Genomic DNA, 21785 nt, shown 5'->3' with positions numbered 1-21785 from the left:
GCATACCTTTGTCCTGCCTTACCGCCTTAGCTACCCAAATTGGAGAAGAAAATGAGCGCCATGATGTGCCTTCCTTGCCAGAGCATTACGCTAGCCACGCCCGGACTGCAGGCCCACCAGAATCTGGTGCATGAAGGCTTTGTGCGCCCCACGGAAAAGCGCCGTGAAAACCATCGCGAAGATCGCTTTCGCTGCTCTTGCTGTCATACCCAATGGATCCGCGAAACGGATCGTTGGGGTATGGATTTGGGTTTTCGCCTGGCGCCGATCCAGGGCGGCGCCAAGCCGCAATATACGCCCGCCGAAAATACGCCGCGTGCTGGCGTGAGGGTTTATCAGGTGCCCGCGTCGAATCCGGCTTTGTATTGAATTCAGTGCAATTCAGTATCGTGGCGCGCCGCGTCGTAGCCTAAAAGCTGCAATGCGGCTTCGTATGCTGGAGTATCGGCGCACAGGAAAACGGCGATGTCTCCTGGATTGATATTGTCCAGGACATCGCCGATTTCTTCCACGGCCCTCTCCGGGCTGCTCACGGCTGTGGCGTGGATCTGGCCGCCCGCCTCGACCTCCGAGCGCGGCACGATATCGGCGATTACGTCCAGATCGGGCGGGCTGACCACGACATAGCTGCGGATGAACTCGCCATCCAGTGTCGTGCGCAGGACAATACCGGAGGTGAGGTCGCCGGTGTGGGCGCTGATAATGCTCATGATTAACCTTTTATCGCCATGGCGGCATTATGGAGTGGGGAGGCGGCGTATAAGGTGCACGCATGTTGCGGATAAGCGGAGTCGCATTTATGCCGCAAAGTGCGCACCCGCTGCACAGCAATTCCCATTCGTTCCTTCTTCACAATGTTCATGTGCAACGCTGCGTAAGAGCAGCGCGGCCTTATGCGCTGCGATGTAGCAATTGGTTTCATATCCCACCGTGGACGGGGGAAAATGTTTTGACTTAAATGAACGTCCCGTTCATAGTGTCGTTGAGGTTTTCAAGCAGCGCGATCTGTGTACAGTTCAGAGTTCTTCCCGGTCTCCGCTATTGTTCTTGGCCCTAGCTTGAATCTCTCGTATCCCGGGCCTCGTGCCCATTGTAAATGCAAGGAAATTCGGTATGGAAACCGGCGTCGTCAAGTGGTTCAACTCTGAAAAAGGTTATGGCTTTATCACCCCCGAGTCGGGCGGTAAGGACCTGTTCGCGCACTTCTCCGAAATCCAGGGCAACGGCTTCCGTTCCCTCGAAGAGAACCAGCGCGTGCAATACGAAGTGGCCACCGGTCCCAAGGGTCCGCAAGCCACGAAGATCAGGGTCATGTAATGCTTCGGGCATGAATTCTTGACCAGAAAGCCCCGCCTAGTGCGGGGCTTTTTGTTGCCAGGCTCCTTGATTCCTGCACCCGTTCCTCCGCGATAATGTGCTCTTCGGTCGCGTAAGGAGCGCGGAAATGATGACAAGCGGCACCTTGGGGGCGGCCCTGAGCACCGCTATCTGGTCAGCCATCGCGGGCGCGGCCTGGGCGGGTACCGCGGCGCGGCTGCTGCGGCATTCGCGCTTCGCGCGCGTGCGCGTTGGCCTTGCCAACGCATCGGGATGGTTGATGATCGTGATGATCCCGCAAGGGCTGCGATTGTGGGGACCGCCATCGCTGGTGCAGCGCTTCCTGCCTCATACGCTGACCGTGATCGAACTGAACCTGCTGGTGCGCATTGCCGCGGTGTGCGGGTTGCTGGGCATCTTCGTGGCCATTCTTTATCGCAAGCTGGACAAAGCGATCTACCCGGGACCGCAAGGCTAGGGCGTGGGCAAAGGGCGTGGGCAAACAAAAAGCCCCCACGCGGAGGTGGGGGCTTCTTGAGCATTCTTTGGTGGCGCATCCCTGATTCGAACAGGGGACCTGCGGATTATGATTCCGTCGCTCTAACCGGCTGAGCTAATGCGCCTTAAGGAAAGAACGCGATTCTAGCATGGTGATCCGCTGGTTGCCAAATCGCGCTCACGCATCCCGTGCCAGCCGCAGTCCCGAGAACTGCCAGCGCGCATCGGGCGGGAAGAAGTTGCGGTAGGTGGCACGGATATGCGACCGTGGCGTGGCGCAGGATCCGCCGCGCAACACATACTGGTTGCACATGAACTTGCCGTTGTACTCGCCGACGGCGCCGGCCGCGGTCGCGAAACCGGGGTAGGGCTCGTAAGGGGTGGCCGTCCATTCCCAGACGTCGCCGTACATCTGCAGCGGCACATTCGCCGGGCCGGCCGTGGCGGCGCTCGGGTGGAAGTGGCCGGACTCCACCAGGTTCGCCTGCGTTTCCATGGGATCGATCGCTCGCGCGACCTGCTCCCATTCGGCTTCCCTGGGCAGGCGCGCGTCGGCCCAGCGGGCGTAGGCGTCCGCCTCGAAATAACTGATGTGGGTAACAGGGGCGTGCGGGTCTATCGGTTCCATGCCGCGCAGCGTAAAGGCCTGCCATTCGCCGTCGACGTCTTCCCAGTACAGCGGAGCCTGCCAGCCCTGCGTTCGCACGGTGTCCCAACCCAGCGACAGCCAGAGCTCCGGGCGGGTATAGCCGCCGTCCTTCATGAAGTCCAGGTATTCACCCTGTGTGACGGGGCGCCGCGCCAGCTTGAACGGCCGCAGCAGCACCTGGTGCGCGGGCGTCTCGTTGTCGAAGCAGAAGCCCGCGCCTTCATGGCCCAGCGACACGATGCCGCCGGGATGGTCCAGCCACGTTTGCGGCGTGACCGCGACCAGCGGGGCGCCGGTCGTCCTGGGCGCCACCGTTTCGGTGTAGGCGGGCCGCAGCGCGTTGCATGACAGCAGGTGCTTGACGTCGGTAAGGATCAATTCCTGGTGCTGCTGCTCGTGGTGCAAGCCGAGTTCGACCAGCGCGGCGATTTCCGCGTCGTGGCTGATGCGAGGAATCAGCCGCGCCATGCCCGCGTCGACGTGCGTGCGATAGGCGAGTATGTCCTGCAGCGGTGGCCGCGTCAGCAGGCCTCGCTGCGGGCGAGGATGCCGCTCGCCGATGGCGTTGTAGTACGAGTTGAACAGGAAGCCATAACGCGGATGGAAGACATCATAGTCCGCCAGGTGCGGCTGCAGCAGGAAGGTTTCGAAGAACCACGTCGTATGCGCGAGATGCCATTTGACCGGGCTGGCGTCCGGCATGGACTGGGCCTGGCAATCCTCGGCGCTCAGCGGTGCGGCCAGCGCCCGGCTGGCGTCGCGCACCGTCTGGTATTGCGTAAGCAGGAGATGGCTGCTCTGGTCCGTCGAATGTTTCGTGCGCGTCGCGATTTGAGGTGTATCCATACTATTTCGTGCGTTGCGGCAATGGGTTCAGGCGCGGGCACAGAATACCGCGAACCATTCGCGCGCATCCGTCCAGTAGCGGATCTGGCCGAAGCCCGCGCGCGCCAGCATTGCCTTAAAGGCGTGCGGCCGGTACTTGTACGAATCCTCGGTGTGTATGTTTTCGTCCTTCTCGAAGCGCCGTTGCCCGCCGGGCCACGTGACCGTCGTCGCGACGCGGGCGCGCAGGTGCATCTCCATGCGGGAACGCGCTTCGTTGAAGCAGGCCACATGCCGCCACTGCGTCAGATCGAAATCGGAGCCCAGGATCTGGTTGACGTGGCGCAGCATGTTCAGGTTGAAGGCCGCGGTGACGCCTACCGCATCGTCGTAGGCGGGTTCGAGTATCTCGCGCGCCTTGACCAGATCGACGCCGATGATCAACGCACCGTCGACGCACTGGCGGCGGATATTGGCCAACAGGTCGGCCGCTTGTGCGGGCGGCAGGTTGCCGATGCTGGAGCCCGGATAAAAGAATGTGCGCTGCTCGGGGTGGACGTCGTCCGACAGGGTCAGGTCATTGAAGAAGTCCATGCCCAATGCGGTGATGTCCAGCTCCGGATAATGATCCGCGATACGCTTGACGGCGGCTTTCAGGTAGTCGACAGAGATGTCGATGGGCACGTAGTGCGTGGGGTGCATGTGGGCGAGCAGCCGTTCGGCCTTGGCGCAGTCGCCGGCGCCCAGGTCGATCAGGGTCCGCGTCTGGCCGGCATGCCCCACGATCTCGGCCGAATGGCGAGCGAAGATCTCGTTCTCGCAGCGGGTGGGGTAGTACTCGTCCAATAGGGTGATGGCCGTGAACAGGCTGGAACCCAATTCGTCGTACAGGAATTTGGGGCTGATTTCCGCCTGAGGCCTCGCCAGTCCTTCGAGCAACTCTTTTCTTACCGTTTCGGTGTTCTCGACATGGCGCTGGTGAAAGCGCGGTTCCGCGGATCGTGCCTCTGGTGCCGCGACGGACGTGGCGGTTTCGGGCAGGGAAGGGGACGAATACGAGGGAGAACGCATGCGAAGTCCTTGTCGGAAGCTGATGCCGGCCAAGCTCGATCGTGAGCAACCCTCGTTCCCAGAGGGGGCGTGCCGGATATGTGGCATTACTGTCGCGCTGAAATAGCGCTTTACCCATCGTTGCGATTGCAAAGGGCTCTGGCCATCGCCAAGCTCGACAATGGGACATACGGTACGCCGTCCCCTTTGTCACCTGCAAGGGTTTTTTCCAAGGAGAGACCATGAACTCGAACTCCCATAGCGCAGAACTCCTGGCAAGCAAGGACAGGGTAACCACCAGCCTGAGAGAGCTGATGGCGGGAACGGAGGAATTGCTCCGCTCCACGGCCTCCTACACCGGAGAAGAAGTCGAGCGCGCCCGCCAACGCCTGAAAACGCAGCTGGAAAACGCGCGCAGCATGGCGGGATCCTGGGAAAGCACGGCCGCCGAGCGCTATCGCGTCGTCGCCGATGCCACGGACGAATACGTCCACGAAAATGCCTGGAAGTCGATAGGGATCGCCGCCCTGGTGGGCTTGCTGCTGGGCGCCTGCCTGTCTTCGGGCGGCGATCGTCGTTGACGTGATCGCCGCCCCGACCACGAGACGTCATCATGCCTGTGATACTGGTCGCACGATTCGAAACCTTGCCCGACGCCGCCAGCGCTGCCCATGCCCTGGTGGGTGAGGGCTTTCGCGAGGACGCCGTATGCGTTTTCCGCGCCGCGGAGGGCGAGCGCTGGCCCGGACAGCTCGTTCATGTCGCCATGGCGCGGGCGGCGGCCCTGGGCGCGGCGGGCGCTTCGATAGGTGTCGCCGCCGCGGTGGCCATGAACGTGCCGGACGCCTACATCGTCCTTGTGGCCGCGGTGGCCGCCTTGTTCGGCTACCTGCTGGCGACCTTGTTCACTCGGCTGGAACGTCGTGGATACAGCGATGGGCGCTTGCCTACGCAGGCGGCGTTCGTCGCCGTGGTCACCCAGGCCGGGCAGGAAGACAAAGGCGCCCAACTGCTGCGCGATGCTGGCGGGCGCAGCATGGAGCGCCTGCGTCAACGCCATATCGTGGCGGATTTGATCCGAGGCCGCGAGGATATGCAAACCTCCCTGCGGACCGGATTTCCGATTTGAACGGATACGGGAGACTACGATGAAAGCCGGACGCACTGACGAACACGACAAGCCAGCGGATGCGCAGGCCACCGATCAACCACAATCGAAGGGCCGCGAGGGGCCGCAGCGCGTCGCGCATGAGCTGGACAAGCAGCAGGATTGGGACAAGGCGGCACAGGACCGCGGCTATCAGCCCGGAGACCAGGGTGGGTACAAGGGGGACTACGACCAAGGCAAGTACGAGACGCGCGATTTCGGCTTTCCGAAGAAAGAAGACTCCGAGCGCCGTGTCGGCTCGCGCCAGGCCGCGCCGTCTGAAGCGACCCCGGCCGACACCCGTAAAAAGTAGCGGAGCCGGCCGCTTTCCCATGCGCGGCGAGTCCGCGTTCCCCCAGACCTGCCAGGACTGAAACTACAGCCGCCCCGATCGATGCGGACAAGACGGGGCGGTGCTTGCATCGTGCCGCATAAAAAGAAAAAGATATGAAACGGTTATGGCGGGCCGGCTGGCTCGTGGCGGTTGTTTGCATCCTGGGCGCTTGCGCCACCGTGCCTGATACCAGCGACGGCGCGATGCCACGCGACCAGATACGGATTGCGACCGATTCCGGCTGGCTCAGCTATCAACGCAGCCAGGCCGTCGTCAAGGGCCTGGAAAAAGCAGGGCCCCCGTCCACTCGGCTCGAGCCGGGCGACATGGACGCCGAGACCGCCGGCTTCCTGCTGCGCCACTTGCAGGTGGAAGAAGCCATCAGCGGCTCGCCCCTGACCGCCGACAACAGCGTCGAGCTATTGGCCGACGGGCCGAGCACCTACCGCGAAATGCTGGCCGCCATACGGGGCGCACGCCAGTACGTGCACATGGAAAGCTATATCTTCGACGCCGACGAGGCGGGGCAGCGGTTTTCGGACGCCCTGATTGCGAAACGGCGTGAGGGCGTGCCGGTCGCGTTGATGGTGGATGGCGTCGGTACGCTTGGCACCCCCAAGGCCTTCTTCGATCGGATGCGGGACGCCGGCGTACAGGTGGTCGTCTTCAATCCCATCAATCCCGCCGAGGCCCGCGCGGGATGGTCGCCCAACAATCGCGATCATCGCAAGCTATTGGTGGTCGACGGCAAGACCGGATTCCTGGGCGGCATCAATATCAGCGGCGTGTACGAGTCTTCGCCGTCATCGGGCTCGTCGGCTTCGATACTGCGCGGAAGCTCGGCCGATGCGGACAATGCGCCGGACCCGAAGGAGGCGCCCTGGCGGGATACGCAGATACGCGTGCGAGGACCTGCGGTGGCCGAGATCGAACGCGTCATGCAGGCGGGCTGGGAAGCCCAGCATGGTCCACCGCTGGACCCGCGCGAGTTCTATCCGCGGGCTGAGCGCCAGGGCGATCTGCTGGTGCGCATCATCGCCAACCGCCCCGGCGATCGCGATGGCTATACGCTTTACCTGACCTTCATGTCGGCGATCCAAAGCGCGCAGCGGTCCATACATATCACGATGGCGTACTTCGTTCCGGATCCGGCATTCGTGCGTGCGCTTGCCGACGCCGCCCGCCGCAATGTCGACGTGTCGATTGTGCTGCCTGGCTTCAGCGATTCGTCGCTCGTTTTCCACGCGGGGCGTTCGTACTATTCCGAGCTGCTCGAGGCGGGTGTAAAAATCTACGAGCGGCGCGACGCGCTTTTACACGCCAAGACCGCGGTGATCGACGGCGTCTGGTCCACGGTGGGATCGAGCAACATGGACTGGCGCAGCTTCGCCCTGAACTACGAACTGAATGCCGTGATCATCGGCCCGCGCTTCGGCCAGCAAATGGAAGGTCTCTTTGCCGACGACGTGGCGCACGCGCAGCGCATCGATCCGGATGCGTGGAAAGACCGCGGCATCCGCGATCGATTCATGGAGTCCATTTCCAGGATGTTCGAACGCTGGCTTTGAAAAACCGGCCGGTGCGTTTGAACAATGGGAAGCCGCTTCGAAGCAAGCGGAACAAAGAAAAGAAAAACGGCCAGCGCGATGCTGGCCGTTTTTGCATGTGGGACAGGAACCGCTTACTTGCCGTAGCGGGTCTTGGCGTCGGCCATGCAGGTGTCCTTGGCATTGCCGGACAGCGTGTCGCACTTGGCCTTGGCGACGTCGTAGTCGTTATCACGCTTCTTCTTGGTAGCGTCGTGGCGCGCTTCGGATTGTTCCTTCGCCTGCTTTGCGTCGGCCTTGGCATTATCGCGCGTGGCCTTGGCTTGCTTCTGGCACACGTCCTTCTGATCGCCCTTCAAGCCATCGCACTTCTTTTCGTCGGCGCGGTACTGCGCGTCGATTTCCTTGTTGGTCATCGGCGCCTGCGCTTGCGCGTATGCGGTGAAGCTGACGGCGGGGATGCTCAAGGCAATGGCGCTCAGCGAAAGTTTGATCACGTTCATGATGCTTACTCCTTTGTTTATATCAGGCGTCTGCCCGGTCCACGATTGGACCTGGTTGCTGTACAGCAAGCGGTGTACCTGAGCATCAACCGAAGGATGGTTGCTCATGGGCATAGGGTTTGCTGTATGAGGGGTCCAAACTCGCCACACTTGATAGGAGAGCAGAATGAAGATCAGCCGACTCACCTCCATGTTGATTCTTGCCGCCGCCTGCGGCTCCGGTGCCGCGATGGCACAGCAGAACGCGCCGACCACGCCGTCGACGACGCCCAACGATACAACCGCGACGCCGCCCAACAACGACAAGGTGCCTCCCGGCACGCCCGCGCCCGCGCCGTATGCTTCGCAACCTTCCGGCACCGCGCCGGTCAATCGCGACACGTCGGGCAGCGACCTGCGCAAGGAGAAGGAGCCGCGCCTGCCCTCCGACATGAAGAACACCAACGTGTCGCCGACGCAGGGTGGCGGTGCGCCGTACACCGACACGGGCAAGCGTTGATCCGCCGTGTGCCCTGCGGTGCCGTCGGCAGCGCAAGGCATTGAAAACGGGGCGCCACGGCGCCCCGTTTTCATTTGCCACGCGACGTCGCGACGAGATGACGACGCGACGTGAGGCCCTGCGTCGCCAGTTCAGTACTGGCGGCGCATGTCCGCGGGCGGATACTTCAGTTGTCCGCGATACTTGGAGACCGTACGGCGCGCGACGACCACGCCCTGCTGGCCCAGCAGGTGGGCAAGATCGACATCCGACAAGGGCGTCGCAGCGTCTTCGCCATCGATCATTTCCTTGATCAGCGCCCGCACCGCAGCCGCCGAGCAACTGCCGCCCGTATCGGTATAGAGTTCGCGCGAGAAGAAATGCTTGAACTCGAAAATGCCGCGCGGCGTTGCCATGTACTTGTTGCTGGTCGCGCGCGAGACGGTCGATTCATGGATCTCCAGCTCGTCCGCGATCTCTCGCAGCATGAGTGGGCGCAGGGCGATTTCGCCATACTCGAAAAACGTCTGCTGCCGCAGCACGATGGCTTCGGCAACGCGCTGGATGGTGCTGTAGCGTTGTTCGACGTTGCGGATCAGCCAGCGGGCCTCCTGCAGCTCCTGCGCCATGGGCGAGCGGTCGCTGTAGCGCGCGGTGCGGAACAGGTCCGCGTATGCGCGATGCAGGCGCGCGCGCGGCATCGCTGCGCGATTGGGCGTGACGATCCATTGGTTGTTGAACTTCTGCACCACGACGTCGGGCACCACGTAGCTGGAGTCGTCTTGCGCGTAGCGCAGTCCAGGACGAGGGTCGAGCCGACGGATCAGCGCGCAGGCTTCGCGCATGGCGTCGTCGCTGCATTGGCAGGCGCGCACCAGGCCCGAGAAATCGTGCTTGCCCAGGCGCTCCAGTTCATGCTCGACGATGTGCAGCGCCAGGTCGCGGCCCGGGGTGTCGCCATCCATCGCGATGAGCTGCAGCTTCAGGCATTCCGCCAGGTTGCGCGCGGCCAGGCCGGGAACATCCAGCTGTTGGACCAGTTTCAACGCGACTTCCCATTCTTCGCGCTCCGCAGGCGGGTCGAATACGCCTTCGCCCGCGAGTTCGGCCAGGTCCGTGCGCAGGTAGCCTTCTTCGTCGAGTCCTTCGATGATGTATTCCGCCATCAGCCGGTCGCGGGGCGCCAAACGATAGCTGCAGAGTTCGGTGGATAGGCGGTCGCGCAGATCCTCGGTGCTGCGCGCCCACTGGCCGACGTCGCTGTCACCGTCGCCGGAAGCGCGAGCAGCCGGGTAGTCGCCTGAATACTCGGATTGCATGTCGGGCAGCTCAGGCAGTTCGATCACAACTTCCGGCGGTGCCTCGGTGATCGCGGGCGCCTGCAGCTCGGCCGCGCTGCCCAGGTTGTCGTTCAGCACGGCGTCCGTATTCGAAGCCGTGCTGCTGGCGGCGTCCGAGCCTGCCGTGTCGTCGTCGCCTTCTTCAAGGAATGGATTGGTTGCGAGCGCTTGCTCGATTTCGCGGGTGAATTCCAGCGCGGACATCTGCAGCAGTTTTACCGATTGCTGGAGCCGCGGCGTCAGGCTGGTCTGCTGACGCGCCCTGAGTTCGTACGTGGCTTGATGTGCCAATTGCTGTCTCCGTTTGACTGCGGGGATGAAACGTCCATCCCATTCAAGAAGACAAAAGCAAAGTACATGCCAACTTTTTGTCAGTGGCTGTGCGCGTGCGCGCGTTTTGGCAAGCCCGCGTATTCATTGGGTTTTCGAGGCACGCCGTATGCTGACCCCAGATAGATGCGCGCGCTACCGGCGCGTGAGGGTAGTTTCTTGCCAGACGGAATTACCAGCTCATGTAAAAGTTCCAGGCTGGTGGGCTGGCCTTACGGTTTAGTGCAGGAGAGCAATATGGATCATGGCCGTGACACCGTCCCGCCGGCCCGCGCCGCCGCCGCGGGATCGCCCGCCGAAACCCGCATCGTGGGTTCGGCGAAGAAATCCAGTGCCGGGCCAGGCCCCGAGATCATGGCGGCCTCGACGCTGGAAGGCAACGATGTCCTGAACCTGTCGGGAGAAAAGCTCGGCACATTGCAGGACATCATGATCGACGTACCCACCGGCCGCATTGCCTACGCCGTGCTGGTGCGAGGTGGCGTCATGGGGATAGGCGACAAGCTGTTCGCCATTCCCTGGGGCGCGCTGGCCCTGGATACCGACCGCAAATGTTTCCTGCTGGATATCGATCTGGAGCGGCTGCGCAATGCAGCCGGTTTCGACAAGGACAACTGGCCGAGGATGGCCGACCCGTCATGGGCCGCCGGTATCCACGAATACTACGGGCAGCCCCCGTACTGGTCCTGACGCCGCTCAGCCTGTATGGGCCGTGGCGCCGCCGTCATAGGTGCCCAGCCTGTTGTACAGCGTCTTCAGGCTGATCCCCAGCGTGCGGGCCGTCAGCCGTTTGTCGCCCTGGTGGTGGGCCAGCGTTGCCAGGATCAGTTCGCGCTGGGCCTGCAATAGCGAGGTACCCACCGCCATCTTCAGCGTGCCTTGCGCCACCTGTGCCTTGGGCTGGCGGCGCGACAGCGCGGGACCGGTCACCTCCACCACGTTGTCGGCCAGGATGTAGGCGCGATGAATGGTGTTCTTCAATTCCCTGACGTTGCCCGGCCAGTCGTAGCCTTGCAGGGTTTCCATCGCGCGCTTGGAGAAGGTCTTGCTGGTGCCTTCAGCGGCATTGAAACCGTCCAGGAACCGCTGCGCCAGATAGGGAACGTCTTCCAGCCGCTCGCGGAGCGGCGGTACCCGCAGCGGTACGACGGCCAGGCGGTACAGCAGGTCTTCGCGGAAACGGCCTTCGTTGACAGCCGTGTAGGGGTCGCGGTTGGTGGCCGCGACGATGCGTACGTTGACGCGCACCGGCTGCAGGCCGCCCACGCGGTGAAAGGTGCCGGTCTCAAGGACGCGCAGCAGTTGCACCTGCATGTCCAGCGGCATCTCCGTAACCTCGTCGAGGAACAGGGTGCCGCCGCTGGCGTGTTCGAAATATCCGATGTTCTGGGCAATGGCGCCGGTGAAGCTGCCTTTTTCGTGCCCGAACAGTTCCGCTTCGATCAGGGAAGCCGGGATCGCTCCGCAGTTCACCGGCACGAAGGGCTGGTCCGAACGGGTGCTGCCGCCATGTATGGCCCGAGCGACCAGTTCTTTGCCGGTGCCGCTTTCGCCGACGATCAGCACGCTGGCGTCGGTGCCGGCCACTTTGTCGATCTGCTCGGCCAGCTTGCGCATGGCGTCGCACTTTCCCATGGACGCAGGATCGGGAAAAGCGGCCGGGTCGGCACGGCCTCCAGGGCGCGCTGCCGCGCCGGCATTGGGACTTCCCATTTCCTTGTTGGCTCGTTTGGCTGCCGGGCGCCGGGTGCCGGCGCCCGCGATATTGTTGGGCTGCATATCTGATGATCCTACTTAGCCGGAATACTCGCCGTTGCAAGCACTTGAAAGTAGATGAAAATCTTAGCTATCTGTACGAATTGTTTACGTTTCGGTATAACGGCCCACGATAAGCTTCGGGGCCGAGATTGGCCCGCATTATGCACCGCCATCGCTCTTAAACGCGATACGGCTCACGCCCGGCGGAGGCTAGAATAAAAGACTCGCGGCGCGCGCATTGCGCCCCAGGCTTTTATAAACCAGAAAGAAAGCGAACTTCACGGAACTGCGCATGCCACATGTTTTGATCGTCGATGACGAATCGCCAGTGCGGACGGCGCTGGCAGAGATCGTCAAGGACGAAGGGTTCACCGTAGCCCAAGCCAGCGATTTGCGCGAGGCGAAGATCCAGATCCTGCGCCAGTCGCCGGACCTGGTGCTGTCCGATCTGCAATTGCCCGATGGCAGCGGCCTGGATATTTTCCAGGCCCTGAGCTCGCCCAACGTCGATGTCGTCTTCATTACCGGCCACGCCAGTGTGGAAAGCGCGGTGGATGCCCTGCGGCTGGGCGCCATCGATTATCTGCTCAAGCCGGTCAATATCCAGCGGCTGAAAATGGTGTTGGGGCGCATGCCCCGCAACGCCGACCTGTCCCCGTGGGGCGGCCCCTTCGAGGACGAAGATCGTTTCGGCAAAATGCTGGGTCGGTCGCAGCCCATGAAGCAGCTCTACCGTCAAATCGCCAAGGTGGCGCCCACGGAAGCCACGGTATTCCTGATGGGCGACAGCGGCACCGGCAAGGAATTGGCCGCCCAGGCCATCCATGAGCTCAGTGGAAGGAAGAAGGGCCCTTTTCTGCCGGTCAACTGCGGCGCGATTTCGCCCAACCTGATCGAAAGCGAAATGTTCGGCCACGAGCGCGGCAGCTTTACCGGGGCCGATCGCCAGCACAAGGGTTATTTCGAACGCGCGGCCGGGGGCACGCTGTTCCTGGACGAAATCACCGAAATGCCCATCGACCTGCAGGTGAAGCTGCTGCGGGTATTGGAAACCGGCTTGTTCATGCGGGTGGGCACGAACCGGGAGATCGCCAGTGACGTCCGCGTCGTGGCGGCAACCAACCGCAGCCCCGAAGAGGCCGTTGCCGAAGGCAAGCTGCGCGAAGACCTGTACCACCGACTGAACGTGTTCCCGGTGGAATTGCCGCCCTTGCGTGAGCGGGGCGACGACGTCATCCTGATCGCCCAGCGCTACCTGGACATGCTCAACAAGGAGCGGGGTGCGGACAAGAAGTTCGCGGTGGATACGCTGGAAAGCCTGCGCAATCACAGCTGGCCCGGCAATGTGCGGGAGCTCAAGAACTACGTGCATCGCGCTTTCATCCTGGCCGACGACAACGAAATCCGCGCCGGGATCGTGCCGCTGCAGATGTCGCCGGAGAAAACCGCCACCGGGTCGCAGATCACGGTGCCGGTCGGCGTGCCGCTGGCCGACGCGGATCGGCGTTTGATTTTCGCCACGCTCGAGCAATGTGGCGGTGTCAAGAAGCATGCCGCGGAAATACTCGGCATCAGTCTGAAGACGCTATATAACCGGCTCGAAGAGTACGCCGCCGCCGGACACTTTCCCAAGGTGAACGGCGAGGCCGCCAAGTCGGAAGCGGTGGGCCGCCCCGTCAAGTAAGTCGCGGCCAGGTCCTGGCCGGATAAAAGGTCGCGGCCGAGTCCCGGCCTGATAACGCCAATTGCTGGCAAGTCCCCGCCCCGGCCTGGGCGATTTTCGCCAGGCCGGGCTTGGACCTCACCCGCCGTTGCGGGTGGGCTCGGGGCGGGTGTGGGCCAGGCCGGCTTCCTCTTCGCCGACAATCCGGTCGATCGCGATATCGTCGGCCACCGGGCCGTCCGGTTCGCCTTCCACGTCGGCGCGGTCGCCGGTGCCGGTGGAATCCGTGTCGGTGTCCGGCGCGCCGGGGCCCAGGTCACTCGCGGAATCCGAGGAGTCGCTCGGACCCAGCGCGCGGTTGCCGTGGCCGGGCAGGGAAGCACCGGCCAGATCGGCGTCGGGGTTATATCGTGTTGCCATGAAAGTCCTCCTGATGCGTCGAACCGCGGCGTGGTGACGCCGCGCATGGCGAGCTCGACGCAAGCACTGTGCCCTGCCGCCGCGGACCGGTGACCCTGTCCCGGCGCGCTTCGTTCGGCGGCGTACAGCGGGGTCGGGCCGCCGGCAGGGCGCCTGCAGGGGCGCCTGCAGGGGCGCCCGCAGGGGCGCCGACCCGGGCGATCAGGCCGGCACTGCCTCGGGGGGACTGTCGGCCAGGGCCTGAGCGGTCGTAATGTCCTGGGCGGGCTGGAAGGAGTCCGCGCGCGCCATCGCCCAACCGGTCTCGAATACCTTGTGCCGGAATTTTCCTTCCAGCAGTTCGCCCGGTGCCAGCTCCGGGAAGATGGCTGACAGCAGCCGGACTTCCGACGGTGAAATGCGGCGCGCGATGTGATGCGGCCGCAGCGCCTTGGGATGCGTCAATCCTGCCGCCCCCAGCAGTTCGGCCAGTGCGTGCAGCGTATTCGCGTGGAAATTGGCCACGCGCTGCGCCTTGTCGGGTACCACCAGCGCGCGTTGCCGGACCGGGTCCTGGGTGGCAACGCCCGTGGGACATTTGTCGGTGTGACAGGACTGCGCCTGGATGCAGCCTATCGCGAACATGAATCCGCGCGCCGCGTTGCACCAGTCCGCTCCCAGCGCCATGGTTCGCGCCATGTCGAAAGCCGTGACGATCTTGCCGGACGCCCCGATGCGGATGCGATCGCGAAGGTTCACGCCCACCAGTGTGTTATGTACCAGGCGCAAGCCTTCGCGCAGGGGCGTGCCGACGTGGTCGACGAATTCGGGCGGCGCGGCGCCGGTACCGCCTTCGGCGCCATCGACGACGATGAAGTCTGGCGTGATGCCTGTTTCCAGCATGGCCTTGACGATGGCGAACCATTCCCAGGGATGGCCGACGCATAGCTTGAAGCCTACCGGCTTGCCTTCGGACAATTCGCGCAGCCTGGCCACGAAGCGCATCAGGCCGATGGGCGAATCGAAGGCGCTATGTCCCGCTGGCGAATTGCAATCCTTCCAGGGCGCCACGCCCCGTGTCGCGGCGATTTCGGGCGTGACCTTGGGGCCGGGCAGGATGCCGCCATGGCCCGGCTTCGCGCCTTGCGAGAGCTTGATCTCGATCATCCTGATCTGCGGATCGCGCGCATTGCGGATGAATGCCTCCGCCGAGAAATTGCCTTGCTCGTCGCGGCAGCCGAAATAACCAGAGCCGATATTCCAGACGAGCGCGCCGCCCGGCTTGCGGTGATAGGGGCTGATGCCGCCTTCGCCCGTGTCGTGCGCGAAGCCGCCGATCCGGGCGCCTTCGTTCAAGGCCGTGATGGCATTGCCGGACAGGGCGCCGAAACTCATGGCGGATATATTCAGCGCGGACATGGAATACGGCTGCTTGCAATCCGGCCCACCGATGGTGACGCGGAAATCGCTGTCGGCGACGTGCGTCGGTGCCAGCGAATGGTTCATCCATTCATAACGGTCGTTGTAGACCTCTTCCTGCGTGCCGAAGGGTCGCTTGTCCACCTGCTTCTTGGCCCGCTGGTACACGATGGAGCGCTGCGCCCGTGAGAACGGCGTGGCGTTGGTATCGTCTTCCAGAAAGTACTGGCGGATCTCCGGCCGTATGGCCTCGAACAGGAAACGCAGGTTACCCAGGATAGGGTAGTTGCGACGTATGGCGTGATGCGTCTGCACCATGTCGTAGATGCCGAGGACCGCGAGCGCGCACAGCGGGACGGCGGCCCATAGCCATGCCAGCGAGGACAGCGCAGCCAGCACGCCCGTGCAGACCGCGCCGGCCAGGACGAGTGCCAAAGTGGAGAACCTGATGGCGAACCAGGACATTTTTTTGCTTCCTGACGGATATCGGCCGCCTGCTGCCGGCCGCGGGATCGAAACGCGGCTCACCATAACAGAAAGCCGTGTCCGCCAGGCGTTTCAACTTAAACGCCACGCCAACGCCGCCAGGGTGACCAGCAGGACGGGTACGGTCAGGACCACGCCGATGCGGAAGTAATACCCCCAGCCGATATGCATGCCCTTGCGCTCCAGGACATGCAGCCACAACAGCGTCGCCAGGCTGCCTATCGGGGTGATCTTGGGCCCGAGGTCGCTGCCGATGACGTTCGCGTAGATCATGGCTTCGCGCACGGCGCCCGCCGCCGACGCGTCGGCGATGGACAGGGCGCCCACCAGGACCGCGGGCAGGTTGTTCATGACCGAAGACAGCGTGGCGGCGGCGACCCCGGCGCCGAATGCGCCGCCCCAGACGCCGCCCTGCGCGCACCACGACAGGAAACTGGTCAGGTACGCCGTCAGGCCCGCATTGCGCAGCCCATAGACGACCAGGTACATGCCGAGCGAGAACACGACGATGTGCCAGGGGGCATGGCGCATGATGCGCCGGGTGCCGACGATATGGGTGCGCCCGGCGACGAGCAGCAGCCCCAGGGCGCCGCAGGCGGCGATGGCGCTCACCGGTATTCCCATGGGCTCCAGTATGAAAAAACCGGCCAGCAACAGGGCCAGCACGATCCATCCGGCGCGGAAGGTGGCCGGATCGCGTATCGCGCTGCGCGGTTCGGGAAGCTGGCCGTCGTCGTAACGGAGGGGGATGGCCCGCCTGTACACCAGGCCCAGCATGGCGAGCGAGGCCGCCACCGCCGCGAAGTTGACCGGCACCATGACCGATGCATATCGCGCGAAGCCGATGTCGAAGAAGTCCGCCGAGACGATGTTCACCAGGTTGGACACGATCAGCGGCAGGCTGCCCGTGTCGGCGATGAAACCGGCCGCCATCACGAAAGCCAGCGATGCACCCGCGCCGAAACCCAGGGCCAGCAGGACTTCCATGACGATGGGCGTCAGGATCAAGGCGGCCCCGTCATTGGCGAAGAGGGCGGTGACCATCGCGCCCAGCAGCACGATCAGGACGAACAGCCGCCGGCCATGGCCGCGGCCCCATTTGGCCACGTGCAAGGCGCACCATTTGAAGAAGCCCGCCTCGTCCAGGATCAGGCTGGTGACGATGATGGCGATGAAGGTGGCCGTCGCATTCCAGACGATGTGCCAGACCTCGGCCACGTCGCCGATATGCACCACCCCCAGGGCCAGCGCCAGGACCGCGCCGCCCGCGGCGCTCCAGCCCACGCCCAGGCCGCGCGGCTGGATGATGACCAGGGCTAGGGTCAATATGAAGATGCAGGCTGCGATCATGGCGGGGTGGCGGGCAGTATGTGAAAGAAAGCGGTGGAGTAAGAGGCGGGCCGTATCGCGTGTGTGCGAATGCTGGCGGGACAGCGCCGCGGCGCTAACGCACGCCGTGGGCTTCTATCCATGCGACCAGCGCCGAAATCGTCACGACCGACACCAGCGTCGACAGCAATATGGTTCGGGACGCCAGGCGGGCATCGCGCCCATACAGTCGAGCCAGGATGAACGGACCGGTGCCTATGGGCAGGGCGGCCATCAGCACGGCCGTCCAGGCCCATACCGGCGGCATGGAAAACACGCCGAAGGCCAGCAGGGCTGTCACGGCCGGCTGCACCAGCAGCTTGGCGGTAACGACGCGCGCGACGGTGGCGCCGTCCGCGCCGGCTTCAGCCTGCGCCAGGAACAGGCCGATGGCAATCAGCGCGCAAGGGCTCGCCGCATTGCCCAGCAGGACCAGGAACCGGTCGACTGATTCGGGCAGCGGGACGCCCGTGACCGACCAGGCGAAGCCCAGCAGGGGCGACGCCACCAAGGGGTTGCGTATCAGCGCGCCGCCCACCTTGGCAAAGGTCTTGCCCATATGCTGGCCCTGCCGCTGGTCCGCTTCGATCAGCGCGATGGACACGCCGAACAGTACGCAGGCGGTCATCAACGTCGCCACGATGACGGGCGCCAGGCCTTGCTGGCCGAACACCACGAGGCATAGCGGGATGCCCATGAAACCGACGTTCGCGTAGGAGTTGCTCAGGGCCTCGATGCTGACGTCGGTCAATGGCGTGCCCTTGCCGCGATGCGCGATCAGGGCGATGGCGAAAGCCGCGGCGATGCCGCCGATGACGGACAGCGCATAGCCCGCATGCGCCACCTGGTCCCACGTCACTTGCGACATGGCGCGGAAAAGCAGTGCCGGCAACGACAGATAAACGACGAAACGGTTCAGGACGTCGCTTGCCGACGGGCCCATCAGGCCCCTGCGCGCGGCCAGCCAGCCCACCAGGATCAAGGCGAATACCGGCAGGGCGGCGGTGGCAACGGCATGCATGTGGAATATCGGTGAAAAAAGGAGCCCATTCTAAAGCCACCGGGCGGTCTGGCACCGTCGTGCGATTTGCCTCGACGCCCGGCGCTGGCGAAAATCAGGGTTTTGTTTGCAGGAAGGAAAGCAGTATGAGCCAGCCATCGATCACCGTCGTCGTCGGCGATTGGACGCGTCTGCGGGACGATGCCGGCGCGGTGCGCCACGCGGTATTCGTCGTCGAGCAGAATGTGCCGCCGGAAATAGAGATGGACGAATACGACGCGGTTTGCGTGCACGCGCTGGCCTACGACGCGGACGGGGCGGCGCTCGGTACAGGCCGGCTGCTGCCCGATGGCCATATCGGCCGCATGGCGGTGCACCGCCGTGCGCGAGGCATGGGCGTGGGCGCGCGCCTGTTGCAGGCCCTGGTGGAGGCGGCGCGAGCAGGCGGCCACCGCAAACTGATGCTGAACGCGCAGACCCATGCACGGGGCTTCTATGAAGGCCAGGGCTTCGTGGTGGAGGGCGACGAGTTCATGGAGGCAGGTATTCCGCACGTGGCCATGGTCAGGACGCTTTCCGCCTGAGCAGGCTTGCACCCGCCAGGGTGCGGCAGGCAACAAAAAACCCCGTGAACATATGTCTACGGGGTTCTCGGACTGCCATTCGAATACTCAAATATTCGAACTTCTGGTCTTTCTGACTTTCCGAATCGATCGCTGTCGATCCTTGATCCGATCATCACGACGTTTCCGCCGTGACTACTCGAGATCGGGGTGGTGCCCAGGAGAGGACTCGAACCTCCACACCTTGCGGCACATGGACCTGAACCATGCGCGTCTACCAATTCCGCCACCTGGGCCCGATTCATACGCTGCCAATCAAACACCGTGGCAACGAAGAGGCGCGATTATGCACACTTTTTCCATGCGCCGCAAGTCGACGGGAAAAGCCTGGGCGGAAAAACAAAACCCCCGATGCGTTTCCACATCGGGGGTTTGCGAATTCGTGGTGCCCAGGAGAGGACTCGAACCTCCACACCTTGCGGCACATGGACCTGAACCATGCGCGTCTACCAATTCCGCCACCTGGGCACTGTATTTTCGTTAGAATACCGCTTTTGCACAGTACCAGGCTGGAAGCCGAAGCGCTTTGCAAAAACCGTATCTGTGAAACACAGAAGCTGCGCATTATAAACAGGAATTTCGACTTTGGCAAAACGATCGAGCGACGACGCCGCTAACAAGAACAGACCCACGGTCGTGCCAGAGGCGCCACCCGATTTCGATCCCGACGTCCCTAGCCGCGAAGCCATACTGCGCGCCTTGCGCTCCGCCGGTGCGCCCTTATCGCCGGCGGAACTCGCGGAGCGCATGGGTGTCACCCGGCCTGAGACCGCCGTCGGTTTCGATCGCCGCCTGGCCGCCATGGAGCGCGACGGCCAGCTGCTGCCGAATCGCAAGGGCGTGCTGTTGCTGGCCACCAAGCTGGACTTCGTGGCGGGCAGGGTGCAGGGGCACCGGGACGGCTTCGGCTTCCTGGTCCGCGACGATGGCGGACCGGATATCTTCCTTTCACCGCGCGAAATGCTCAAGGTGCTGCACGGCGATCGCGTGCTGGTCAAGCCCAGTGGCGAGTATCGCGGCAAGCCCGATGGCACCATCGTCGAAGTCATCGAACGCCGCACCAACAAGCTGGTGGGTCGTTTTCTGCATGAGCATGGCCTGTCCATCGTCGTGCCGGAAGACCAGCGCATCAAGCACGACATCCTGATCCCGCCGAGCGATACCAATGGCGCGCAACATGGCCAGGTGGTGTCGGTCGAGATCATCGAGCAGCCGACGCGGCACACGCAGCCCCTGGGGCGCGTCGCCGAAGTCCTGGGCGAGATCGACGATCCCGGCATGGAAATCGAAATCGCGGTGCGCAAGTTCGACGTGCCGGTCGAATTCACCGAAGCCGCGCGCAAGCAGGCGGCCCGCCTGCCGGATGCCGTACGCAAAACGGATCTGAAAGACCGCGTGGATCTGCGCGACGTCCCGCTCATCACGATCGACGGCGAGGACGCGCGCGATTTCGACGACGCGGTGTATTGCGAAGCCGTCGAGCTCGGTTCGGGGCAGCGCAAGCGGCCGGCCTGGCGCCTGCTGGTGGCCATTGCCGACGTCAGCCATTACGTACGCCCCAACGACGCGCTGGACGACGACGCGCTCGAACGCGGCACCAGCGTGTATTTCCCCCGGCGTGTCATTCCCATGCTGCCGGAGACCCTGTCCAACGGCCTCTGTTCGCTGAATCCGCAGGTCGACCGGCTGGTGCTGGTCTGCGACATGGTCATCCCCGCCAGCGGCGCCAAGGCCGGCACGGTTACCGCCTATCAGTTCTACAACGCCGTCATGCATTCGCATGCGCGCACCACCTATACCAATATCTGGTCCGCGCTGCAGCAGCCCGGCGGCCCGACGGCGGCCGCGATGGCGGGCGTCATGCCGCAGGTCCAGAACCTGTACGAGTTGTACCAGTTGCTGGCGCAGGCGCGGCGCAAGCGCGGCGCCATCGATTTCGATACGGTGGAAACCAAGATCGTATGCAACGAGCTGGGCCGCATCGAGCAGATCGTCGGCGTCGTGCGCAACGATGCGCACAAGCTCATCGAAGAATGCATGCTGGCGGCGAACACCTGCGCCGCGGATTTCATGGAACGGAGCAAGCATCCCGGCCTGTACCGCATCCATGAAGGTCCCACGCCCGATCGCTTGCAATCGCTGCGCGAATTCCTGCGCACGCTGGGATTGACGCTGGGCGGCGGCGACACGCCGACGGCCAAGGACTACGGCGAATTCCTCGACAGCGTGCGAGGGCGTCCCGATTATCCGCTGCTGCAGACCATGTGCCTGCGCTCGATGCAGCAGGCCATGTACAGCCCGGAGAACGTCGGCCATTTCGGATTGGCCTATCCGGCGTATACGCATTTCACCTCGCCCATCCGGCGTTATCCGGACCTGCTGACCCATCGCGTCATCAAGGCCTTGCTGGCGGGCCAGCGCTACGTGCCATCGCTGCACGACGAGCCCGTGGTGATCGGCCGTGCCCACAAGGAACACGAGCATGCCATCTGGGAAAAGCTCGGCTTGTTGCTTTCGTCCAGCGAGCGCCGCGCCGACGATGCCTCGCGCGACGTGGAAGCCTGGCTGAAATGCTGGTTCGTCAAGGAACGCGTCGGCGAAGACTTCAGCGGCACGGTCACGGGCGTGGCCAGCTTCGGCATCTTCGTCACGCTGGATACGCTCCATGTGGAAGGCCTGGTCCACGTATCGGAACTGGGCGGCGAGTACTTCCAGTTCAACGACGCGCTGCACGAGCTGCGCGGCGAACGTACCGGCATGCGCTACCGCCTGACCGACAAGGTCCAGGTGCAGGTGGCGCGCGTCGACCTGGAAGCCCGCCGTATCGAGTTCCGGCTGGTCAAGGGCACCAGCTTCGAGTCGCTGCGCAAGGCCGCGCAACGCGGGCCGGAAGAACCGCCTCGCCGCATCAAGAAGGCCGCGGGCGCCAAGCCCAAGGCCCTGAAGGGCCAGACCGCCAAGGTGCGGCGCGCGGAAGCCAAGAAAGCCGACCGCGTCGCTGCGCGGCAGGCGCAGGCTTCCACCCAATCGGCCGCCCGCAAGCGCCGCTGA

At 63.7% G+C, this 21785-nt stretch carries 22 protein-coding genes and 3 tRNA genes; 12 read left to right on the top strand and 13 right to left on the bottom strand.

All coding sequences use genetic code 11. The features are described from left to right. The first annotated feature begins 51 nt into the window (after nucleotides 1-51). Complete coding sequence (locus CAL12_RS17715) at nucleotides 52-369, top strand: hypothetical protein (RefSeq protein WP_232464561.1); 318 nt, start codon at nucleotides 52-54, stop codon at nucleotides 367-369. 2 nt (nucleotides 370-371) lie between these two features. Here CAL12_RS17715 and CAL12_RS17710 read toward each other — a convergent pair whose 3' ends face one another. Then, entirely contained in the window at nucleotides 372-710 is a 339-nt protein-coding gene (locus CAL12_RS17710; protein WP_086065837.1) for a hypothetical protein, read from the bottom strand. 403 nt (nucleotides 711-1113) lie between these two features. Between CAL12_RS17710 and CAL12_RS17705 the strand changes: the two genes are divergently transcribed. Then, the gene (locus CAL12_RS17705) at nucleotides 1114-1317 is read left to right on the top strand and encodes a cold-shock protein (protein WP_086065836.1); all 204 of its coding nucleotides are present in this window, start codon (nucleotides 1114-1116) and stop codon (nucleotides 1315-1317) included. A gap of 127 nt (nucleotides 1318-1444) precedes the next feature. Further along, complete coding sequence (locus CAL12_RS17700; RefSeq protein ID WP_086065835.1) at nucleotides 1445-1795, top strand: hypothetical protein; 351 nt, start codon at nucleotides 1445-1447, stop codon at nucleotides 1793-1795. A 68-nt stretch (nucleotides 1796-1863) separates the two neighbouring features. Here the strand turns inward: CAL12_RS17700 and CAL12_RS17695 are convergent. The 3 genes from CAL12_RS17695 to egtD all read right to left on the bottom strand — a co-directional run bounded on the left by CAL12_RS17695 (nucleotide 1864) and on the right by egtD (nucleotide 4360). Then, nucleotides 1864-1940, bottom strand: a tRNA-Met gene (locus CAL12_RS17695). Nucleotides 1941-1993: 53 nt separating this feature from the next. Beyond that, nucleotides 1994-3310, bottom strand: a complete 1317-nt coding sequence (gene egtB / locus CAL12_RS17690) for an ergothioneine biosynthesis protein EgtB (protein WP_086065834.1) — start codon at nucleotides 3308-3310, stop codon at nucleotides 1994-1996. A 27-nt stretch (nucleotides 3311-3337) separates the two neighbouring features. Beyond that, nucleotides 3338-4360 (bottom strand): L-histidine N(alpha)-methyltransferase, encoded by a 1023-nt coding sequence (egtD, locus tag CAL12_RS17685; protein ID WP_086065833.1) that lies wholly within the window; start codon nucleotides 4358-4360, stop codon nucleotides 3338-3340. A gap of 221 nt (nucleotides 4361-4581) precedes the next feature. Between egtD and CAL12_RS17680 the strand changes: the two genes are divergently transcribed. From CAL12_RS17680 to CAL12_RS17665, 4 genes are all read left to right on the top strand, one after another. Next, the gene (locus tag CAL12_RS17680; RefSeq protein ID WP_086065832.1) at nucleotides 4582-4920 is read left to right on the top strand and encodes a DUF883 family protein; all 339 of its coding nucleotides are present in this window, start codon (nucleotides 4582-4584) and stop codon (nucleotides 4918-4920) included. 32 nt (nucleotides 4921-4952) lie between these two features. Then, complete coding sequence (locus CAL12_RS17675) at nucleotides 4953-5468, top strand: hypothetical protein (RefSeq protein ID WP_086065831.1); 516 nt, start codon at nucleotides 4953-4955, stop codon at nucleotides 5466-5468. A 19-nt stretch (nucleotides 5469-5487) separates the two neighbouring features. Further along, entirely contained in the window at nucleotides 5488-5799 is a 312-nt protein-coding gene (locus tag CAL12_RS17670; RefSeq protein ID WP_086065830.1) for a hypothetical protein, read from the top strand. Nucleotides 5800-5933: 134 nt separating this feature from the next. Continuing rightward, a complete protein-coding gene (locus CAL12_RS17665; RefSeq protein WP_086065829.1) occupies nucleotides 5934-7388 on the top strand; it encodes a phospholipase D-like domain-containing protein in 1455 nt (484 codons plus the stop codon). A gap of 113 nt (nucleotides 7389-7501) precedes the next feature. Here the strand turns inward: CAL12_RS17665 and CAL12_RS17660 are convergent, their stop codons facing one another. Beyond that, nucleotides 7502-7870: a hypothetical protein gene (locus tag CAL12_RS17660; protein ID WP_086065828.1), complete on the bottom strand. Its 369-nt coding sequence runs from the start codon at nucleotides 7868-7870 to the stop codon at nucleotides 7502-7504. Nucleotides 7871-8036: 166 nt separating this feature from the next. Between CAL12_RS17660 and CAL12_RS17655 the strand changes: the two genes are divergently transcribed. Next, nucleotides 8037-8369: a hypothetical protein gene (locus CAL12_RS17655; protein WP_086065827.1), complete on the top strand. Its 333-nt coding sequence runs from the start codon at nucleotides 8037-8039 to the stop codon at nucleotides 8367-8369. Between the two features lie 131 nt (nucleotides 8370-8500). On the opposite strand, the gene CAL12_RS17650 is transcribed toward CAL12_RS17655, so the two are convergent. Beyond that, the gene (locus CAL12_RS17650) at nucleotides 8501-9979 is read right to left on the bottom strand and encodes an RNA polymerase factor sigma-54 (protein WP_232464560.1); all 1479 of its coding nucleotides are present in this window, start codon (nucleotides 9977-9979) and stop codon (nucleotides 8501-8503) included. Nucleotides 9980-10255: 276 nt separating this feature from the next. On the opposite strand from CAL12_RS17650, the gene CAL12_RS17645 reads away from it, so the two are divergent. Next, a complete protein-coding gene (locus CAL12_RS17645) occupies nucleotides 10256-10708 on the top strand; it encodes a PRC-barrel domain-containing protein (protein WP_086065825.1) in 453 nt (150 codons plus the stop codon). 6 nt (nucleotides 10709-10714) lie between these two features. On the opposite strand, the gene CAL12_RS17640 is transcribed toward CAL12_RS17645, so the two are convergent. After that, nucleotides 10715-11797, bottom strand: a complete 1083-nt coding sequence (locus CAL12_RS17640; RefSeq protein ID WP_232464559.1) for a sigma-54 interaction domain-containing protein — start codon at nucleotides 11795-11797, stop codon at nucleotides 10715-10717. A gap of 271 nt (nucleotides 11798-12068) precedes the next feature. Between CAL12_RS17640 and CAL12_RS17635 the strand changes: the two genes are divergently transcribed. Beyond that, nucleotides 12069-13460: a sigma-54-dependent transcriptional regulator gene (locus tag CAL12_RS17635; RefSeq protein ID WP_086065824.1), complete on the top strand. Its 1392-nt coding sequence runs from the start codon at nucleotides 12069-12071 to the stop codon at nucleotides 13458-13460. Between the two features lie 117 nt (nucleotides 13461-13577). Here the strand turns inward: CAL12_RS17635 and CAL12_RS17630 are convergent, their stop codons facing one another. The 4 genes from CAL12_RS17630 to CAL12_RS17615 all read right to left on the bottom strand — a co-directional run bounded on the left by CAL12_RS17630 (nucleotide 13578) and on the right by CAL12_RS17615 (nucleotide 18132). Further along, nucleotides 13578-13859 carry a hypothetical protein gene (locus CAL12_RS17630; RefSeq protein WP_086065823.1) on the bottom strand — a complete coding sequence of 94 codons (282 nt, stop codon included), beginning with the start codon at nucleotides 13857-13859 and terminating at the stop codon, nucleotides 13578-13580. A 201-nt stretch (nucleotides 13860-14060) separates the two neighbouring features. Then, nucleotides 14061-15722 carry an FMN-binding glutamate synthase family protein gene (locus tag CAL12_RS17625; protein ID WP_086065822.1) on the bottom strand — a complete coding sequence of 554 codons (1662 nt, stop codon included), beginning with the start codon at nucleotides 15720-15722 and terminating at the stop codon, nucleotides 14061-14063. Between the two features lie 93 nt (nucleotides 15723-15815). Next, nucleotides 15816-17093 carry an arsenic transporter gene (locus CAL12_RS17620; RefSeq protein WP_086065821.1) on the bottom strand — a complete coding sequence of 426 codons (1278 nt, stop codon included), beginning with the start codon at nucleotides 17091-17093 and terminating at the stop codon, nucleotides 15816-15818. Between the two features lie 94 nt (nucleotides 17094-17187). Then, entirely contained in the window at nucleotides 17188-18132 is a 945-nt protein-coding gene (locus CAL12_RS17615) for an AEC family transporter (protein WP_086065820.1), read from the bottom strand. 125 nt (nucleotides 18133-18257) lie between these two features. Here CAL12_RS17615 and CAL12_RS17610 point away from each other — a divergent pair, with 125 nt between their 5' ends. Beyond that, nucleotides 18258-18695 carry a GNAT family N-acetyltransferase gene (locus CAL12_RS17610; RefSeq protein ID WP_086065819.1) on the top strand — a complete coding sequence of 146 codons (438 nt, stop codon included), beginning with the start codon at nucleotides 18258-18260 and terminating at the stop codon, nucleotides 18693-18695. Nucleotides 18696-18885: 190 nt separating this feature from the next. On the opposite strand, the gene CAL12_RS17605 is transcribed toward CAL12_RS17610, so the two are convergent. After that, a tRNA-Leu gene (locus tag CAL12_RS17605) sits at nucleotides 18886-18970 on the bottom strand. Nucleotides 18971-19117: 147 nt separating this feature from the next. Further along, nucleotides 19118-19202 (bottom strand) — tRNA-Leu (locus CAL12_RS17600). Between the two features lie 168 nt (nucleotides 19203-19370). Here CAL12_RS17600 and rnr point away from each other — a divergent pair. Further along, entirely contained in the window at nucleotides 19371-21785 is a 2415-nt protein-coding gene (gene rnr, locus CAL12_RS17595; RefSeq protein WP_420042794.1) for a ribonuclease R, read from the top strand.

The organism is Bordetella genomosp. 8 (assembly GCF_002119685.1).
GTDB lineage: Bacteria > Pseudomonadota > Gammaproteobacteria > Burkholderiales > Burkholderiaceae_B > Bordetella_C.
The sequence above is the reverse complement of the archived record's forward strand: the minus strand, read 5'-3'. Positions and strand labels throughout refer to the sequence as shown.

What these genes read in the sequence shown, in the direction of transcription:
- CAL12_RS17715 (WP_232464561.1), top strand. Translation starts at nt 52, where the DNA reads ATGAGCGCCATGATGTGCCTTCCTTGCCAGAGCATTACGCTAGCCACG.
- CAL12_RS17710 (WP_086065837.1), bottom strand. Translation starts at nt 710, where the DNA reads ATGAGCATTATCAGCGCCCACACCGGCGACCTCACCTCCGGTATTGTC.
- CAL12_RS17705 (WP_086065836.1), top strand. Translation starts at nt 1,114, where the DNA reads ATGGAAACCGGCGTCGTCAAGTGGTTCAACTCTGAAAAAGGTTATGGC.
- CAL12_RS17700 (WP_086065835.1), top strand. Translation starts at nt 1,445, where the DNA reads ATGATGACAAGCGGCACCTTGGGGGCGGCCCTGAGCACCGCTATCTGG.
- egtB (WP_086065834.1), bottom strand. Translation starts at nt 3,310, where the DNA reads ATGGATACACCTCAAATCGCGACGCGCACGAAACATTCGACGGACCAG.
- egtD (WP_086065833.1), bottom strand. Translation starts at nt 4,360, where the DNA reads ATGCGTTCTCCCTCGTATTCGTCCCCTTCCCTGCCCGAAACCGCCACG.
- CAL12_RS17680 (WP_086065832.1), top strand. Translation starts at nt 4,582, where the DNA reads ATGAACTCGAACTCCCATAGCGCAGAACTCCTGGCAAGCAAGGACAGG.
- CAL12_RS17675 (WP_086065831.1), top strand. Translation starts at nt 4,953, where the DNA reads ATGCCTGTGATACTGGTCGCACGATTCGAAACCTTGCCCGACGCCGCC.
- CAL12_RS17670 (WP_086065830.1), top strand. Translation starts at nt 5,488, where the DNA reads ATGAAAGCCGGACGCACTGACGAACACGACAAGCCAGCGGATGCGCAG.
- CAL12_RS17665 (WP_086065829.1), top strand. Translation starts at nt 5,934, where the DNA reads ATGAAACGGTTATGGCGGGCCGGCTGGCTCGTGGCGGTTGTTTGCATC.
- CAL12_RS17660 (WP_086065828.1), bottom strand. Translation starts at nt 7,870, where the DNA reads ATGAACGTGATCAAACTTTCGCTGAGCGCCATTGCCTTGAGCATCCCC.
- CAL12_RS17655 (WP_086065827.1), top strand. Translation starts at nt 8,037, where the DNA reads ATGAAGATCAGCCGACTCACCTCCATGTTGATTCTTGCCGCCGCCTGC.
- CAL12_RS17645 (WP_086065825.1), top strand. Translation starts at nt 10,256, where the DNA reads ATGGATCATGGCCGTGACACCGTCCCGCCGGCCCGCGCCGCCGCCGCG.
- CAL12_RS17640 (WP_232464559.1), bottom strand. Translation starts at nt 11,797, where the DNA reads ATGCAGCCCAACAATATCGCGGGCGCCGGCACCCGGCGCCCGGCAGCC.
- CAL12_RS17635 (WP_086065824.1), top strand. Translation starts at nt 12,069, where the DNA reads ATGCCACATGTTTTGATCGTCGATGACGAATCGCCAGTGCGGACGGCG.
- CAL12_RS17630 (WP_086065823.1), bottom strand. Translation starts at nt 13,859, where the DNA reads ATGGCAACACGATATAACCCCGACGCCGATCTGGCCGGTGCTTCCCTG.
- CAL12_RS17625 (WP_086065822.1), bottom strand. Translation starts at nt 15,722, where the DNA reads ATGTCCTGGTTCGCCATCAGGTTCTCCACTTTGGCACTCGTCCTGGCC.
- CAL12_RS17620 (WP_086065821.1), bottom strand. Translation starts at nt 17,093, where the DNA reads ATGATCGCAGCCTGCATCTTCATATTGACCCTAGCCCTGGTCATCATC.
- CAL12_RS17615 (WP_086065820.1), bottom strand. Translation starts at nt 18,132, where the DNA reads ATGCATGCCGTTGCCACCGCCGCCCTGCCGGTATTCGCCTTGATCCTG.
- CAL12_RS17610 (WP_086065819.1), top strand. Translation starts at nt 18,258, where the DNA reads ATGAGCCAGCCATCGATCACCGTCGTCGTCGGCGATTGGACGCGTCTG.